This window comes from Streptomyces xiamenensis (genome assembly GCF_000993785.3).
GTDB classification, from domain to species: Bacteria; Actinomycetota; Actinomycetes; order Streptomycetales; family Streptomycetaceae; genus Streptomyces; species Streptomyces xiamenensis.
In genome coordinates, this window is sequence record NZ_CP009922.3 from 3440738 (window position 1) to 3456314 (window position 15577).

Consider the following 15577-nt stretch of genomic DNA (forward strand, 5'->3'; position numbering starts at 1 on the left):
TGCGACGGGTTGACTTCAAGTGACCTTGAGGTACGAGGCTGGTGCCATGACCACGCAGAGCGGCCGGACGGCCGACGACACCACCGCCATCGCCACCCTCATCAGCCGCTACCTCCGGGCCCTGGACGAGCGCGACTTCGACGAGGCGGGTGAGTGGGCCCGGCCCTTCCACACCGACGACGTAGAGGCCCTCTTCCCGGTCGGCCGCACGCGCGGGCACCGGGCGGTGACCCGGCAGACCGAACAGGCGCTGCGGCGGTTCGCCCGCACCCACCACCTGAGCACCGACGTCCTCACCGACACCGACCCGGCGACGGGACGGGCCACCGCCGCCTGGAACACCCTCATGACACACATCCACCACGACCCGGCGCGCGGCGTCTTCACCGTCGGCGGCCGGTGCCGGGCCGAGCTGGTCCACACCGAGCCGGAGGGCTGGCGGTTCCGGCGGATGTCCATCGAGGCGGTGTGGACCACGGGCGAGCCCCCCGTCCTGCCCTGACGGCCGCCCCCACCAGCCCTGCCGCCCGTAACCCTCGGGCGCCTGTCCGCTTGCTGCCAGCGGGCGGCGCGTACGGCGCGCGGCCACCGGGGACATCCGGTCCGAACCCCCGCACCCACGGACCGACCTCGGGAGGACCACCCGTGCGTTCCCTCCGCATCGCCCTGCTCGCACTCGCTGCACTCATCGTCTCGATGCTGCTGCCCGGCACGGCCGGCGCCGACCCCGCCACGGCCGCCGCGCCCACCTTCAAGGCACCCTTCGGCTGCGGCCAGACCTGGACGTACAGCCACCACTCCGCCGAGGTACGGCGCGCCCTGGACTTCGTGCGCACCGACGGCGGGGCCACCGCGGGCGCGCCGGTCCTCGCCTCCGCCGCCGGCACCGCCACCCGGCACAGCCAGGCCGGCGGCGCCGGCAACTACATCGTCATCGACCACGGCGGGGGCTGGCGCACGTACTACTTCCACCTCGCCGCGTACTCCGTGCCCAACGGCGCCGCCGTCGCCCAGGGCCAGCAGATCGGCACCACCGGCTCCACCGGCAACTCCTCCGGCGCCCACATCCACTACGAGCAGCTGCTGAACGGCGTCGGCCAGGACATCCGCATCAACGGGACGGCCCTGCCCTACCCCGGGTCGTACCACCAGCGGTACCTGACCAGCGACAACGGCTGCGGCGGCGGGGGCGGGGGCCGCTACTGGGTCGACACGTTCGCGCAGACCCAGGGCTACGCCGCGCCGAACACCGCCTCCCCCCAGGGCGTGCTGCTCCAGGGCACCCACTACGTGTACTGCAAGGTGTGGGGTGCCCGCTACGCCGGCGTGTACGGCCACAACCACTGGTGGCTGCGCACCGACCTCGACCGGACCCACCCGGGCGGCAACGGGCGCGGCGCGTACGTACCGGCCTACTACCTCTCCCGCTGGGGCAACGACGAGGCCCGGGACAACAGCGGCAACGTGATCCCCGACTGCTGAGGGCGGGGCGGCCCTAGGGTGACGGCATGCGCACGCCGATCGACGTACCGCGGCCCCTGGCGGACTCCTACCGGCGGTTCCACGGCGAGCGGGGCCGGGAGTGGATCGCCGCCCTGCCCCGCCTGGCCGCCGGCCTGCTGGAGCGCTGGGACCTGTGTCCGGACGGGCCGCCGGCGCACGGCGTGTGCGCGCTGGTGCTGCCGGTGGTCCGCGCCGCCGACGGCATACCGGCGGCGTTGAAGCTCCAGATGGTGGACGAGGAGACGGTGGGCGAGTCCCTCGCCCTTGCCGCCTGGCAGGGGAACGGGGCCGTCCGGCTGCTGGCGCACGACGCGGCGAGCGGCTCCCTGCTGCTGGAGCGGCTCGCCCCGCGCTCCCTGGCCGACGTGCCGGACCTCCCCGCCGCCCTGGAGACGCTGTCCCTGCTGCTGGCCCGCCTGGTCACCGCACCGCCGCCGCCCGGCCTGCGCACCCTGGCCGACATCGGTGCCCGGATGCTGGAGCGCGCCCCGGCGGCGATCGCGGCGTTTCCCGACCCCGGCCACCGCGCGCTGTACACCGACTGCGCCGCCGCCCTGCGCGAGGTGCTGCCGGAGCCGGGCGGGGCGCTGCTGCACTGGGACCTGCACTACGCGAACGTGCTGGCGGGTGAGCGCGAGCCCTGGCTGGCGATCGACCCCAAGCCGCTGATCGGCGACCCGGGCTTCGAACTCCTCCCCGCCCTGTTCAACCGTTTCGCGGAGATCGAGGCCGCGCCCGACCCGGCCCGCGCCGTCCGCCGCCGTTTCGACCTGATGACAGCCACCGCCGCCCTGGACCGCGATCGCGCGGTGGCCTGGACCCTGGCCCGCATCCTGCAGAACGGCCTGTGGACGGCGGACGCCGGAACGAGGGCCGCGCCCCCGCATCACATCCTGATTTACGAGGCGCTGCGGCGCCGCCCGGAACGCGAATCGGCGCGGCCCTGAGCTCGTGTATCGGGTCGCTCCATCAGCAACTTGCTGATCAGAAGATCGACATCCGTCCACGGGTTGTTCCGGTGTGTGGATCCATGGTGGCCACGCAGTCCCTGTGCCCTGCTCTCAGCCTTGGCAAAGCGGTCTTTCAGAGAAGAGTATTCAAGATGTTTGCGCTCTGGCGTGTAGCCGCATTCCGTGTGGCGTTCCAGCAGTTTCTGGGCTGCTGTCGAGGTGCGGTAGCCAGTGACATCTTGAAAATGAAGCAACAGCCATAACTCAAAACATGGATTGGTGAGCGCGACTTCGATGTTGTTCCGGCGAGCGGTCTCCAGAGCCTGAGTCAGACCCGGCTGTGGCGCGGGAGCCTCGACATCCATCACGCACCAGACCTCGTCATAAGCGGTGAACCGGTCTGCTCGGCTGGTGGGAGCGCGTTCCTTGTGCTTGACCGCTTCTCGTACCAATTTGATGGCCTCGCCGTGTGCAGAACCAACCTTGACGGTCACCGGAAGCTTGCTGAGTTCCGTTCTGCGGAGTCCAACGAAATACTGCTCCTCGGTGCGCGCCCCCTCGCAGTAGATGAGAAACCTACGGTACTCCGGACGAGTTTCCCCCGGACGATTCAGTGGTTTTCCCCGCCCCACGTGCCCCTCCTGCTGCCGATACTTCTTCCGTCAGATGACGCAGTACATCCTCATCGAGGAACGGCAGAGCGCCATACCGGCCGGAGAGGTATCTCTTCTCCAGATTGTCGTGAACATCTCTCACTCGGAAGTCGGTCAACGGGAACAGGCGGGTGGTGCTGTCCTCCGTGTCCTTTTCGGTGAACCAGATCTGATCCCGCTTCAGTTCGGTGCGGGCATTATGGCCCAACAGGGACGCCTCGTGGGTACTGAAGACGAGCTGGGCCCCGTAGGGATTGGTCTCGGCGGACTGGAACAGCCCGACCAGCGCGTCGGCGAGATAGGGATGGAGGCGCGCGTCGAGCTCGTCCACGCAAAGGACGCTCCCCTGTTGCAGTGAGGTCAGAACCGGTCCGAGCAGTCCGATCCACGTTCGGGTGCCGCTTGATTCCTCGTCGATCTCCAGGCTGAAGATGCCCTCGGCTGTTCTGTGCTCCACCTGGACCTGGTGCCTGGGAAGGCTGTCGACGCGAACGTGCCCACCGACCGCTTCCCTCAGCGCTGTCACGATGCGCTGCTGCTCCTCTTTCACCCCCTCTTCCTGCTCCTGGATGCGCAGATCCCGCACACCCAGGTCGGCGAACCTCAACAGTTCGAGCAAGGGGGCCCGCACGGAGGAGGCAGAGGAACCTTCCTGTCGCCGGTAGAGATCCACGGTGTAGTTGAGCCGACTGACGAAGTCGGAGTCGGAGGCCACCCTGAGTCCGTTGCGAAACCAGCGATAGAGGGCACCGAGCCGGTCGTGTCCCTGGGCCGCGGCCACGGAGAGGTAGAGACTGTTCGGGCGCAGGAGCTCTGAGATCACCTTGCGCCGTCCGGTGAGCCAGCGCCCGAAGCTGGGCACGGGGTTCTCCTCGGAGCGTACGTAGAGCTTGCGACGGTGCCCGTCATGGAAGTAGTAGAGCCATTCCCTCAGGACCTGTCTGTCATCGACGGTGAACCCGAACTCGTAGCGGGTTCCCTCCACCACGCAGTCCATCTCGTAGGTGCTGGGGAAGGCGCCCGGATCGGTGCACAGCGTGAATGGTCGCCGTGGGACTCCTCCGTCCGGATCCCAGCGACGGAACGAGGAGAGCACCGCGTAACGCATCCAGACCAGGGCGTTGAGAACATTGGACTTGCCGGAGGCGTTGGGGCCGTAGATCGCAGCCACCGGCAGTACACGGTGCCGGGTGTCGGGTACCCCACGTTCGGCCCGGTCGGGGTGCTCGTCGCTTGCGATGAGTGAGAGTTGCTGTTCGTAGCGGAGCGACGCATGGTTGGTCACTTGAAACCGCAGAAGCACGGAAGCCTTCCTTGACCAGCATCGATGTTGTTTTAGGGGCTCTACTGTCGAACTCTGACCATACCGCCCTCTCATCGACATCGACCAGTGTTATCACCCGTGAGTGAACGACGATGGGGCACGATAGTGAGGGTGGCTCCCAGCGGCTGATTTTTTTGCGGTGGTGGCCGAGTCCGTACCGGCGCCGGGGGAGAGGGGCCCCGGTCGGCGTCCTTGATCTCCGGAGGTATGTGTGTCCTGCTTGATCGTGCAAAGCGACAAGACGCTCCTGCTCGAAGTGGATCACGAGCGGGCCGAGGAGTGCCGGCGGGCCATCGCGCCCTTCGCCGAGCTGGAGCGGGCCCCGGAGCACATCCACACCTACCGGGTGACCCCGCTGGGGCTGTGGAACGCGCGAGCCGCCGGGCACGACGCCGAGCAGGTCGTCGACGCCCTCGTCACCCACTCGCGCTACCCGGTGCCGCAGTCGCTGCTGGTCGACGTGGCCGAGACCATGGCGCGCTACGGGCGGCTCAGCCTCGTCAAGCACCCGGCGCACGGTCTGGTCCTGCAGAGCACCGACCGGCCGGTGCTGGAGGAGATCCTCCGTTCCAAGCGCATCAAGCCGCTGGTCGGGGAGCGGATCGACGCCGATCAGGTGGCCGTGCACCCCTCCGAGCGCGGCCAGATCAAGCAGGCGCTGCTCAAGCTGGGCTGGCCGGCCGAGGACCTGGCCGGGTACGTGGACGGTGAGGCGCACCCCATCGAGCTGGCGGAGGACGGCTGGAGTCTGCGCCCGTACCAGCGGCAGGCGGTGGACGGGTTCTGGCACGGCGGTTCCGGGGTGGTCGTGCTGCCCTGTGGCGCCGGGAAGACGCTGGTGGGGGCGGGCGCGATGGCGACCGCCAAGTCCACCACGCTGATCCTGGTGACGAACACCGTCTCGGCGCGGCAGTGGAAGGCCGAGCTGATGCGCCGTACCAGCCTGACCGAGGAGGAGATCGGCGAGTACAGCGGCACCCGCAAGGAGATCCGGCCGGTCACCATCGCCACCTACCAGGTGCTGACGGTGAAGCGGAAGGGCGTGTACCCGCATCTGGAGCTGTTCGACTCCCGGGACTGGGGCCTGGTCGTCTATGACGAGGTGCATCTGCTGCCGGCGCCGGTCTTCAAGTTCACCGCCGACCTCCAGGCGCGGCGGCGGCTGGGGCTGACGGCGACGCTGGTGCGCGAGGACGGGCGCGAGTCGGACGTGTTCTCGCTGATCGGCCCGAAGCGCTTCGACGCGCCGTGGAAGGAGATCGAGGCGCAGGGGTACATCGCGCCGGCGGACTGCGTGGAGGTACGGGTCGATCTGACCGAGTCGGAGCGGCTGGCGTACGCGATGGCGGAGGCCGAGGAGAAGTACCGTTTCTGCGCCACGACCGACTCCAAGCGCCGCGTCACCGAGGCCCTGGTGCGCAAGCACGCGGGGCAGCAGACTCTCGTCATCGGCCAGTACATCGATCAGCTGGACGAGCTGGGCGAGTCGCTCGGCGCCCCGGTGATCAAGGGGGAGACCAGCAACGCGCAGCGCGAGAAGCTCTTCCAGGCGTTCCGGGAGGGCGAGCTGAACGTGCTGGTGGTCTCCAAGGTCGCGAACTTCTCCATCGACCTGCCGGAGGCCACGGTCGCCATCCAGGTGTCCGGGACCTTCGGGTCGCGCCAGGAGGAGGCCCAGCGGCTGGGCCGGGTGCTGCGCCCCAAGGCGGACGGGCACGAGGCCCGCTTCTACTCGGTGGTCGCCCGGGACACCATCGACCAGGACTTCGCCGCCCACCGGCAGCGCTTCCTCGCCGAGCAGGGCTACGCCTACCGGATCATGGACGCCGGCGAGCTGCGGGAATCCCCTGAGCCGGATGGTGCCTGAGCGGTCCGACAACGCCCGCGTCCGTGTCGACGCGGCCCAGCAGCACCACCTCGAACGCCGAGCCCAGCCACACCCGGGTGGCGCGCAGCGCGTTCCCCAGCCGGTGCCTGGGGTGGGGCAGGGGCCCGGTGGCGGAGGCCCCGTGGGTTCCGTGAACCGTCGTGGTACTCATGGGTCCAGCGTGCTCCCGGTCACAGGGGTACGTCATCGGTCTTTCGACCTAATGTCCGACTGTGTCCCCTTAAGGGGTGGCTCAGGGGTGCCACTGGGCCGGGAGAAAGGGTTTGCGTTCGCAGCGGGCCGCGCCTAAGGTGCTGCGTCTGCCTCCCTCCCGGTCGGGAGTGGAGCCGGCCGCACGGTACCGGCCGGCACCCCCTTTCTCGTCACTTTCGCCCCGGAGGCTTCGCCATGCCCGCGGACCAGCCGTCCCCCTCCACCCCCCTGGACGCGGAGCGCGCCCACCTCGCGGCCTCCCGCGCGGCGCTGCGCACCATGCGCGCCGAGGCGGAGGGCCTGGACATCAGCGACGTCACCGCGAACTGGGTCAACGCCGAGGTGCTCGCCTCCGAGCTCGCCCAGCGCATCAAGTCCCTGGCCGACCTGGCCCACACCCCGCTGTTCTTCGGCCGCGTCGACTACGAGCACGACCTCGGCGAGGCGGACGACGAGACCGGCCGCCGCTTCTACATCGGCCGCCGGCACGTGCACGACGCGGACGGCGACCCCATGGTCATCGACTGGCGTGCCCCTGCCTCCCGCCCCTACTACGGCGCCTCGAAGAAGGACCCACAGGACGTCGCGCTGCGCCGCCGCTTCGGCTACGACGGCGGCGAGCTGACCGCGTACGAGGACGAGCACCTCACCGACCCGGCGGAGGCCGAGCGCTCCTCGGCGCTGCTCCAGCGCGAGATCGAGAAGCCGCGCGTGGGCCCGATGCGGGACATCGTGGCCACCATCCAGCCCGAGCAGGACGAGATCGTGCGGGCCGGGCTGAGCGGCTCGGTGTGTGTGCAGGGGGCGCCGGGCACCGGGAAGACGGCGGTCGGCCTGCACCGGGTCGCGTATCTGCTGTACGCCTACCGCGACCGGCTCGCCCGCAGCGGCACCCTGGTGATCGGACCGAACCGGTCCTTCCTGCGCTACATCGAGCAGGTGCTGCCGGCGCTCGGCGAGCTGGAGGTCAAGCAGGCGACCGTCGATGACCTGGTGGCCGGCGGCGGCATCGAGATCCGGGGCACCGACCCCTCCGGCACGGCCCGCCTCAAGGGCGACGCCCGGATGGCGGAGGTGCTGCGCCGCGCCGTGCGCTCCGGGGTGCGCACCACCCCGGCCGAGGGTGTGGTGGTGGTCCGCGGCTCGCGGCGCTGGCGGGTGCCGGTGGACGAGATCGCCGCGATCGTGACGGAGCTGCTGGCCCGCGACATCCGGTACGGGGCGGCCCGCGACGCGCTGCCGCAGCGGATCGCGCACGCCGTGCTCGTCCGGATGGAGGCGGCCGGGGAGGCGCCGGACGACCGGGTGCAGAACGCGGTGGCCCGTAACCCCGCCGTGAAGGCCGTGGTCAAAGAGGTGTGGCCGCTGGTGGACCCGGTGAAGCTGGTGCTGCGGCTGCTGTCGGACGCGGAGTTCCTGGCCCGGGCGGCCGAGGGGATCCTGGACGAGGAGGAGCAGAAGCATCTGCTGTGGGAACGCCCGGCGCGCGGGGTGAAGTCGGCGCGCTGGTCACCGGCCGACGCGGTCCTGATCGACGAGGCGCGTGACCTGATCGAGCGGACCGGGTCGCTGGGGCATGTGGTGCTCGACGAGGCGCAGGACCTGTCGCCGATGCAGTACCGGGCGGTGGGGCGCCGGTGCAGCACGGGTTCGGTGACGGTACTGGGCGACATCGCGCAGGGCACCACGCCGTGGGCGACCTCGGGGTGGGAGGAGGCGCTGGCCCATCTGGGCAAGCCGGAGGCGGTGGTGGAGGAGCTGACGCAGGGGTTCCGGGTGCCGCGCAAGGTGATCGCGTACGCGTCGCGGCTGCTGCCGGCGATCGCGCCCGAGCTGTCGGAGGCGACCTCCATCCGGGACTCGGAGGGCTCGCTGGTCCTGCGCGAGGTGCCGGTGGAGGAGCTGGACGGGGCGGCGGTGGCGGCGTGCCGGGAGGCGCTGGAGCGGGAGGGCTCGGTGGGCCTGATCGCGGCGGACGCGCGCGTCCCGGTGCTGTCGGCCGCGCTGACGGCGGCCGGGCTCGCCCATCTCACGCCGGGGCAGGAGACATCGGAGTCGGCGCGGCTGACGCTGGTGCCCGCGTCGCTGGCGAAGGGCCTGGAGTACGACTACGTGGTGCTGGACGAGCCGGCGGCGGTCGTGGACGGCGAGCCGGACGAACGGACCGGGCTGCGGCGGCTGTACGTGGCGCTCACCCGTGCGGTGTCGGGGCTGACGGTGGTGCACGCGACGCCGCTGCCGGGGGAGTTGGCCGCGGGCTGACCCCTGGGGCCCGAGTGACCCCGGGGCGGGGTGAACCAACTGCTCGGTACGCGCGTCCGATACCCGAACGCGCGGAGACGACGGGGGAGACGGGATGCCGGAGGCACGGGAGCGGGCGGGGCGGGTGGCCAACCCGGTGACGGCCGGGCTGGCGGTGGTGATGGTGCTGGTCTGGCTGCCCGTGCTGGGCGATGCCGGGGACAGCGGGCCGGCCGCGGGGTTGCCGCTCCTCGTGTCCGCCATGCCCTCCTTCGCCCTGATCACGGGCGTGGGGGACCTGTTCTGGGAGAACGGCCGCCCGGACGGGTTCGTGGTGCCGGCCATCGTGGCCGCCCAGGCGATGAATGTGCTGGTGGGCGGCGCGGTGTACGGGGAGGTCCGTGCGGCGTGGCGGGCCCGGAAGCGGCTCCGCCATCCCGGGCCGGGGGCCGGCTGAGGGAGGGCGCCGGGCCGGCGCGGACGGGGGTTCTCCGTACGGTCCCGTGGCTCAGGGCACCCCGCACAGCCGCAGGACGGCCGTGGTGGTGACCGCCGCGAGGACGACCACGGGCAGGGGGGCGCGGCGCAAGGCGAGCACGGCGGCGACCAGGACCCCGGCGGGGCGTGACCAGCCGGCCGCGCCCTGGCCCTCGGTGAGCGCGGCGGTGGCCACCAGTGCGATGAGCAGCAGGGTCGCGGCGTCGGTGAGCAGGGCGCGGGTGCGGTCGCCCAGGGCGAGGCGGTCGTGCAGCAGCGGGCCCGCGAGCCGGAAGGCGAGGGTGCCCCCGGCGAGGACGGCGATGGCGGTCAGCGGCAGCGTCACGGGGTCTCCGGTGCAGGCGGTGCAGGCGGTGCGGGCGATGCGGACGGTGTCGCCGGGGCACGTGGCCCGGGTGGTGCCTTCGGTGGCGGGGTGTCGCGGAGCAGGGTGAGGGGGAGCGCGGCGAGCGCGAGCAGCACCGGCACCCCGGTGGGCAGCAGCGGGGTGGTGGCGACGGCGAGCACGCCGCCCACCAGCGCGGCCCGGCGGCGGGCGCGCTGCCCGTCGCCGCGTCCGGTGAGGGAGGGCAGCACCAGCGAGAGCAGGATGGCGGGCAGGGCCACGTCCAGGCCCAGCGCGTCGGTGTCGCCGAGGACATCGCCCGCCAGCGCGCCCAGAACGGTGGCGGCGTTCCACACGAGGAAGGCGGCGATGTTGCCGGCCCAGAAGGCGGCCCGGCGCAGGGCCGGGTCCTGGTGCCGCAGGACGAAGCCGACCGAGGCGTCGGTGAGGGTGTGCGCGCCGATGAGCCGGCTCCACCAGCGGGAGCCGAACGAGCCGGCCACGGCGAAGCCGAACGGCAGCAGCCGTGCGTTGAGCACCAGGCCCGCCAGAACGGCGGCCACCGCTCCGCCGCCCGCGAAGATCACCCCCACGGTGACGAACTGGGAGGCGCCCGCGAACACGAACAGGGACATGACGACGGGCACCCACAGGGGGAGCCCGCCGGAGACCGCGATGGCGCCGAAGGAGGCGCCGATGAGGGAGTAGGCGACGGAGATCAGCACGATGGCCCGTTGGCTGTCGCGATCGAGCGTTCGCCATATCGAAAGCATGTCCAGTAGAGTGAACGCACAGGAGGCCGTTCGTCAAGGCGAACAGCCGGTAGCGCCCACCGAACGACAAGGAGCCGTCAGTGGACCTCATCGGCACCATCGCGGCCTCGATCCGCCGCGAGCGGAACCGGACCGGTCTGTCCCTGACCGAGGTCGCCCGGCGCGCCGGGATCGCCAAGTCGACCCTGTCCCAGCTGGAGAACGGCACCGGGAATCCCAGCGTGGAGACGCTGTGGGCGCTGGGGGTGGCGCTCGGCGTCCCGTTCAGCCACCTCGTGGACCCGCCCCGCCCCGTCACCCGGGTCATCCGGGCCGGCGAGGGCCCGGCGACCCGCTCCGAACACGCCGACTACACGGCCGTCGTCCTGGCCACCTGCCCGCCCGGCGCGCGCCGGGACATCTACCGGATTCTCATCGAGCCGGGCGAGCCCCGGATCTCGGACCCGCACATGCCGGGCACGGTCGAACACGCCGTCCTGGCCACCGGGCACGCCCTGATCGGCCCCGCCGACGCCCCCGAGGAACTGCACCCGGGGGACTACATCTCCTACCCGGGCGACGCCCCCCACACCTTCCGCGCCCTGGCACCGGACACCTCGGCCGTGATGGTGATGGAACACATCTGAGCGACTGAATCGCCCGGTCGAATCGGCTACAGCCCGCGACATACCTCGCGACGATGACCGACCCGAAGGCGGCAGAGCCCTCCGTGGCCCTCAGCTTCTTGATGTCGGCATCCCGGCGGTAGGGGTCTCCCAGCACGTAGGGGCGGCCAGAACGGGCATCGCGGTGGGCTGGTCGATGCCGCGCAACTGTCTGTGCGCCGCGGTGGTGCAGCGGAACGCGTACGTCATGCCGTTGCGGTTCCCTTGCCGCCTTCCTCGCCGAAGAGATCGGCCAGCAGTTCGCCCATGCTGACCGTCTCGTCCCCGAGATGTACTACCGCCTCACGGGCCAGCAGTGCGTCCGCGGCGTCTTCCAGTGCCTCGTACGCGTGGATCGGCACCAGCGCCGCCACCGGAACGCCGTTCCTGGTGATCACGCTGGCGTCCCCGGCCTCGGCCCGGTTGATGAGCGTGGCGAGTTGGGCCCTGGCCTCAGGGACACTGACCGCATCATTCACGCGACCCAATGTACGCATCAACGTGTGTACACAAGGGGCCCGATGCGCCCGGCCCACCGCCGGGCGCAGGTCGCCGTCAGCCGTTGAGCAGCACCAGCGCGCCGATGGCCATCGCGGCCACCGCGATGCCGCCCTGTTTGATCTTGGGGCCGCGCCGGGCGGTGCGGTTCATGACGGTGGCCACCAGCAGCATCGTGCCGCCCGCGAGCAGGCCCCAGGCGCCGATGTGTTCGAGTACGGACATGGGCCCGAGTGTAGGCGGGTGATCAGCGGCCGTACATCGCCGCGTTCGTTCCGTTCGTCCCCGCCGCGTTCGCCGCCCCCGCGCCGTCCGCCGCCGCGTCCAGGGCCCGCCGCCAGGTCCGTACCGCCGCCGCCGACACGGGGGACGCCCAACTGCCGCCCTCACGCGCCGCGCCGCCGATGTGGAAGGCGTCCACCCCGGCCGCCCGCAGCGCCGGAAGATGGCCGAGCCGCAGCCCGCCGCCCGCCATCAGCCGGGGCTCGCCGCCCGCCGCCGCGGCCTCCGCGCACAGCACCGGCAGACCGTCCGTCACCCCGCCGGCCGCGCCGGCCGTCAGCACCGTGTCCAGGCCCGGCAGTCCGCGCAGCGCGGCCCGCGCCGCGAGGCGGTCGGCGCTGTGGTCAAGCGCCCGATGGAACGTCCACGGCGCACCCGCCAGCTCCCGCGTCAGGGCGCGTACGGCGGTCAGGTCCACCGCCCCGCCCCCGTCCAGGAAGCCGAGGACGAACTCCCGCGCCCCGGCCGCCCGCAGCGTCCGGGCCGCCTCGCACAGCCGCTCCGTCCCGGCCGCGCCGAACCCGGCCCCCGAGCGCAGCATCACCCGTACCGGCAGCGCCGTCGCGGCCAGGACGGCGGTCACCGTCGCCACGTCGGGGGTCAGCCCGTCGTACTCCATGCCGGTCACCAGCTCGACGCGATCCGCCCCGCCCTCCCACGCCGCGCGGGCGTCCTGTGCGGTGAGGGCGATGACTTCGAGGAGCGGCCGGGTGACAGACATGGCTGAGCCCTTCCCCGGCCGGGGCGCCGTGATGCGGCCGGACGCGGGCGAAGACGGCCGGGGCCGTGAACGGCGGCCGCTTTGCGTGCACAATGCCCGGGTGAGTGGTCATGAGGACGACAGCGCGCTGATCGCACGGTTCCCGGGGCCGCCCGCCCTGGCCCAGGAGTTGCTGGGACGCTGGCGGGAGCCGCACCGCAGGTATCACACGGTCACCCATCTGCGGGCCGTGCTGGACCGCCTGGAGGAACTGGACGTCCAGCGGTACGCGGCCGACCCGGACGCGGTACGGCTCGCCGCCTGGTTCCACGACGCTGTCTACGACCCGCGCGAGGCCGCGACCAACGAGGAGGAGAGCGCCGAGCTCGCCGAGGACCGGCTGCCGCCGGGCGGGCGCGGCGCCGAGGTCGCCCGGCTGGTACGGCTCACCGCCACCCACGACGCCGGCCCCGGGGACACCAACGGCGCGGCGCTGTGCGACGCCGACCTCGGGGTGCTGGCCGGCTCACCGGCCCGGTACGCCGCCTACGCCGCCGAGGTCCGGCAGGAGTACGGCTTCGTGCCGGACGCCGCCTTCCGCACCGGCCGCGCCGATGTGCTGCGCCGGCTGCTCGCGCTGCCGCGTCTGTTCCACACCCCGCACGGCGCCGCTCACTGGGAGGCCACCGCCCGCTACAACGTCGCGGCGGAGCTCTCGCTGCTCACCGGCTGACCCGCCGTACCGCAGGCCACCACCCGCGAGCGCCGCACCGACAGCCGGGACTGCGCGAAGGCCAGTCCGAGCCCGCCCAGGGCGATCAGCGCGCCCACCCACGCGGTCCACGTGTAGCCGAACCCGGCGTTGATGACCAGGCCGCCCACCCAGGGGCCCAGCGTGTTGCCGGCGTTGAACGAGGAGGTGGCGGTCGCGCCGGCCAGGGTGGGGGCACCCTCGGTCACGTTGAAGATCCGGGCGTTCAGAGCCGGGGCGCACAGGAACGAGGCGAAGCCCAGCAGTCCGGCCAGCAGCACCGCCGCCACCGGGAACCGGGCGGTCAGCGCCAGCACGGCCAGCACCGTCGCGGCGCCGCCCAGGCCCGCGTACAGGGTGCCGAACATGTGCGCGTCCGCGACCCGCCCGCCGACGATCGTGCCGCCCAGCGCACCCGCGCCGTACAGCACCAGGACGCCCGGAACCCAGGACTCGCTGAGGCCGGTCACATCGGTCAGCAGCGGCGCCAGGTAGGAGAAGAGGCAGAACGTTCCGGCGGCGAACAGCACCGTGGTCGCCATCGCCAGCAGCACCGCGCCGTCCCGGTAGACACGCAGTTCCTCGCGGAGCCGGGGGCGTGCCGGGGCCTCGCCGTCCGCCGTCTCGCGGTCCCTGGGGACGAAGAGCACCACCCCCACCAGCGCGACCGCCGTCATGAGGGTCACCGCCCAGAACGAGGACCGCCAGCCCAGGTGCTGGCCCAGGAACGCCCCGCCGGGCACCCCCGCGATGTTGGCGATGCTCAGCCCGCCGATCATCACCGCCATGGCCCGGGCCCTGGCGTCCACCGGCACCAGCGAGATCGCCACGGCCGCGCCCACCGCCCAGAAACCGGCGCACGCCAGCGCGCTCACCACCCGGGAGGCGAACAGCAGCGCGTACCCGTCCGCGAGCGCCCCCACTACATGGCCGACGCCGAACGCCGCCAGCAGCCCGATCAGCGTCACCCGGCGCGGCAGCCGCTGCGTCGCCACCGCGAGCACCGGCGCGCCGACCACCATCCCGATCGCGAACGCCGAGATCAGCAGCCCGGCCGTCGGGATCGACACGTCCAGATCGTCGGCCACCTCGGGCAGCAGCCCGGAGAGCATGAACTCCGAGGTGCCGAGGGCGAAGACCGCCACCCCCAGAATGAGGACGGCGGTGGGCAGCCGGGTACGGGAGGCCGGCGCAGTCGCCGGGACGGAGGCCGGGGCGGCGTCAGTGGAATCAGGCACGGGAGGGCCAACAGTCGCCGTCGGCGTACGCATTCCTGGGCCCGCAGTGATCCGGGCCACGCCGCGCGGCGGCCCGTTCCCGCACACTGGGCGCATGGCACTGACCGTTGGATTCGACCTCGACATGACGCTCATCGACTCGCGGCCCGGGATCCGCGCCACCTACGAGAAGCTGTCGGCCGAGACCGGCGTCGCCATCGACGCGGCGCTCGCCGTCACCCGGCTCGGGCCGCCGCTGGAGGAGGAACTGGCGTACTGGTTCCCCGCCGGCCGCGTCCCGGAGATGGCCGACCGCTACCGCGCCATGTACCCCGAGTACGCGATCCATGGCACCCCCGCCCTGCCGGGCGCGGCCGAGGCCATCGCCGCCGTGCACGCGCGCGGCGGCCGGGCGATCGTGGTCACCGCCAAGTACCAGCCCAACGCGAAGCTCCACCTGGACCGGCTCGGGCTGCGCCCGGACGCGCTCATCGGCTCGCTGTGGGCCGAGGAGAAGGCGACCGCGCTGCGCGAGCACGGTGCCACGGTGTACGTCGGCGATCACATCGGGGACGTACGGGGCGCCGCGGCGGCCGGGGCGCACTCGGTCGCGGTGGCCACCGGCCCCTACGACGCGGCGGCGCTCACCGAGGCCGGGGCCGGCACCGTGCTGCCGGACCTGACGCACTTCCCCGGCTGGCTGGACGGCTACGGCGCGACCGACTGAGCGGTCGCCACCGGTTGCACGGCGGCGGCCGCCGCCCGGTCCCTGCGGCGCTGCTGGGCCACCGAGCGCAGCAGCCCGCAGGCGGCGACGGCGAATCCTAGGCCCATCAGCATCGACACCGCGTACGCGGCCGTGGGGAAGGGTTCTGTTCCGGCGAAGAGGGGAATGAAGGTGATCAGGGTCGCGACCGCGCCCACGGCGAAGATCACGCCGCCGATCCGTACCAGCAGATCCCCACGATCGAGGGTGTTGTCATTGGAGCCGCTCACCCCTCAAGAGTGAAGTGTGACCCCGCCTTCTGGCAAGAAAAGCCATTCACCTTGATCGTGAAGGGTGGGAGCATGGGATCCGGGACGTGAGTCGGTGGCCTCTTGCCAGGGGCGCTTCGGCGATTAGCCTTGGAACAGCGGG

Annotated in this window: 18 protein-coding genes; 9 read left to right on the top strand and 9 right to left on the bottom strand. The window is 72.0% G+C overall.

Annotated features, from left to right (window positions below):
- Positions 1-46 precede the first annotated feature (46 nt).
- From SXIM_RS15815 to SXIM_RS15825, 3 genes are all read left to right on the top strand, one after another.
- Positions 47-502 carry a nuclear transport factor 2 family protein gene (locus SXIM_RS15815; protein WP_030729482.1) on the top strand — a complete coding sequence of 152 codons (456 nt, stop codon included), beginning with the start codon at positions 47-49 and terminating at the stop codon, positions 500-502.
- Positions 503-645: 143 nt separating this feature from the next.
- Positions 646-1482 carry a M23 family metallopeptidase gene (locus SXIM_RS15820; RefSeq protein ID WP_030729481.1) on the top strand — a complete coding sequence of 279 codons (837 nt, stop codon included), beginning with the start codon at positions 646-648 and terminating at the stop codon, positions 1480-1482.
- Between the two features lie 26 nt (positions 1483-1508).
- Positions 1509-2450, top strand: coding sequence for an aminoglycoside phosphotransferase family protein (locus SXIM_RS15825; RefSeq protein WP_046724450.1), 942 nt, complete (start codon positions 1509-1511; stop codon positions 2448-2450).
- On the opposite strand, the gene SXIM_RS15830 is transcribed toward SXIM_RS15825, so the two are convergent.
- Positions 2402-3085, bottom strand: a complete 684-nt coding sequence (locus SXIM_RS15830) for an RloB family protein (RefSeq protein ID WP_078846938.1) — start codon at positions 3083-3085, stop codon at positions 2402-2404. The two genes, SXIM_RS15825 and SXIM_RS15830, sit on opposite strands and share 49 nt — an antisense overlap.
- Positions 3030-4409 carry an AAA family ATPase gene (locus tag SXIM_RS15835; RefSeq protein WP_046724451.1) on the bottom strand — a complete coding sequence of 460 codons (1380 nt, stop codon included), beginning with the start codon at positions 4407-4409 and terminating at the stop codon, positions 3030-3032. Before SXIM_RS15835 ends, SXIM_RS15830 begins: the two co-directional genes overlap by 56 nt.
- 232 nt (positions 4410-4641) lie before the next feature.
- On the opposite strand from SXIM_RS15835, the gene SXIM_RS15840 reads away from it, so the two are divergent.
- The 3 genes from SXIM_RS15840 (at position 4642) to SXIM_RS15855 (ending at position 9208) form a co-directional block, all read left to right on the top strand.
- Positions 4642-6297 (top strand): DNA repair helicase XPB, encoded by a 1656-nt coding sequence (locus SXIM_RS15840; protein WP_030729472.1) that lies wholly within the window; start codon positions 4642-4644, stop codon positions 6295-6297.
- Between the two features lie 408 nt (positions 6298-6705).
- Entirely contained in the window at positions 6706-8772 is a 2067-nt protein-coding gene (locus SXIM_RS15850) for a HelD family protein (RefSeq protein ID WP_030729469.1), read from the top strand.
- 94 nt (positions 8773-8866) lie between these two features.
- Complete coding sequence (locus SXIM_RS15855) at positions 8867-9208, top strand: hypothetical protein (RefSeq protein ID WP_030729466.1); 342 nt, start codon at positions 8867-8869, stop codon at positions 9206-9208.
- 51 nt (positions 9209-9259) lie between these two features.
- Here the strand turns inward: SXIM_RS15855 and SXIM_RS15860 are convergent, their stop codons facing one another.
- Positions 9260-9574 (bottom strand): AzlD domain-containing protein, encoded by a 315-nt coding sequence (locus tag SXIM_RS15860; RefSeq protein WP_234306802.1) that lies wholly within the window; start codon positions 9572-9574, stop codon positions 9260-9262.
- Positions 9571-10347: an AzlC family ABC transporter permease gene (locus tag SXIM_RS15865; RefSeq protein WP_078846940.1), complete on the bottom strand. Its 777-nt coding sequence runs from the start codon at positions 10345-10347 to the stop codon at positions 9571-9573. The genes SXIM_RS15860 and SXIM_RS15865 overlap by 4 nt, the downstream gene beginning before the upstream one ends.
- A gap of 89 nt (positions 10348-10436) precedes the next feature.
- On the opposite strand from SXIM_RS15865, the gene SXIM_RS15870 reads away from it, so the two are divergent.
- Positions 10437-10973, top strand: coding sequence for a helix-turn-helix domain-containing protein (locus tag SXIM_RS15870; protein ID WP_199811781.1), 537 nt, complete (start codon positions 10437-10439; stop codon positions 10971-10973).
- Positions 10974-11197: 224 nt separating this feature from the next.
- Here SXIM_RS15870 and SXIM_RS15880 read toward each other — a convergent pair whose 3' ends face one another.
- From SXIM_RS15880 to SXIM_RS15885, 3 genes are all read right to left on the bottom strand, one after another.
- Positions 11198-11470, bottom strand: coding sequence for a type II toxin-antitoxin system Phd/YefM family antitoxin (locus tag SXIM_RS15880; RefSeq protein ID WP_246156890.1), 273 nt, complete (start codon positions 11468-11470; stop codon positions 11198-11200).
- Positions 11471-11546: 76 nt separating this feature from the next.
- Positions 11547-11714: a hypothetical protein gene (locus SXIM_RS27470; protein WP_158708002.1), complete on the bottom strand. Its 168-nt coding sequence runs from the start codon at positions 11712-11714 to the stop codon at positions 11547-11549.
- A 22-nt stretch (positions 11715-11736) separates the two neighbouring features.
- The gene (locus SXIM_RS15885; RefSeq protein WP_078846941.1) at positions 11737-12492 is read right to left on the bottom strand and encodes a copper homeostasis protein CutC; all 756 of its coding nucleotides are present in this window, start codon (positions 12490-12492) and stop codon (positions 11737-11739) included.
- A gap of 100 nt (positions 12493-12592) precedes the next feature.
- Between SXIM_RS15885 and SXIM_RS15890 the strand changes: the two genes are divergently transcribed.
- Positions 12593-13204, top strand: a complete 612-nt coding sequence (locus SXIM_RS15890) for an HD domain-containing protein (RefSeq protein ID WP_324604811.1) — start codon at positions 12593-12595, stop codon at positions 13202-13204.
- Here the strand turns inward: SXIM_RS15890 and SXIM_RS15895 are convergent.
- Positions 13165-14394 (bottom strand): Cmx/CmrA family chloramphenicol efflux MFS transporter, encoded by a 1230-nt coding sequence (locus SXIM_RS15895; protein WP_246156975.1) that lies wholly within the window; start codon positions 14392-14394, stop codon positions 13165-13167. The genes SXIM_RS15890 and SXIM_RS15895 overlap by 40 nt on opposite strands.
- A 160-nt stretch (positions 14395-14554) precedes the next feature.
- On the opposite strand from SXIM_RS15895, the gene SXIM_RS15900 reads away from it, so the two are divergent.
- A complete protein-coding gene (locus tag SXIM_RS15900) occupies positions 14555-15166 on the top strand; it encodes an HAD family hydrolase (RefSeq protein WP_030729441.1) in 612 nt (203 codons plus the stop codon).
- Here SXIM_RS15900 and SXIM_RS15905 read toward each other — a convergent pair.
- A complete protein-coding gene (locus tag SXIM_RS15905) occupies positions 15148-15435 on the bottom strand; it encodes a hypothetical protein (protein ID WP_043177089.1) in 288 nt (95 codons plus the stop codon). The two genes, SXIM_RS15900 and SXIM_RS15905, sit on opposite strands and share 19 nt — an antisense overlap.
- Between the last annotated feature and the right edge of the window lie 142 nt (positions 15436-15577).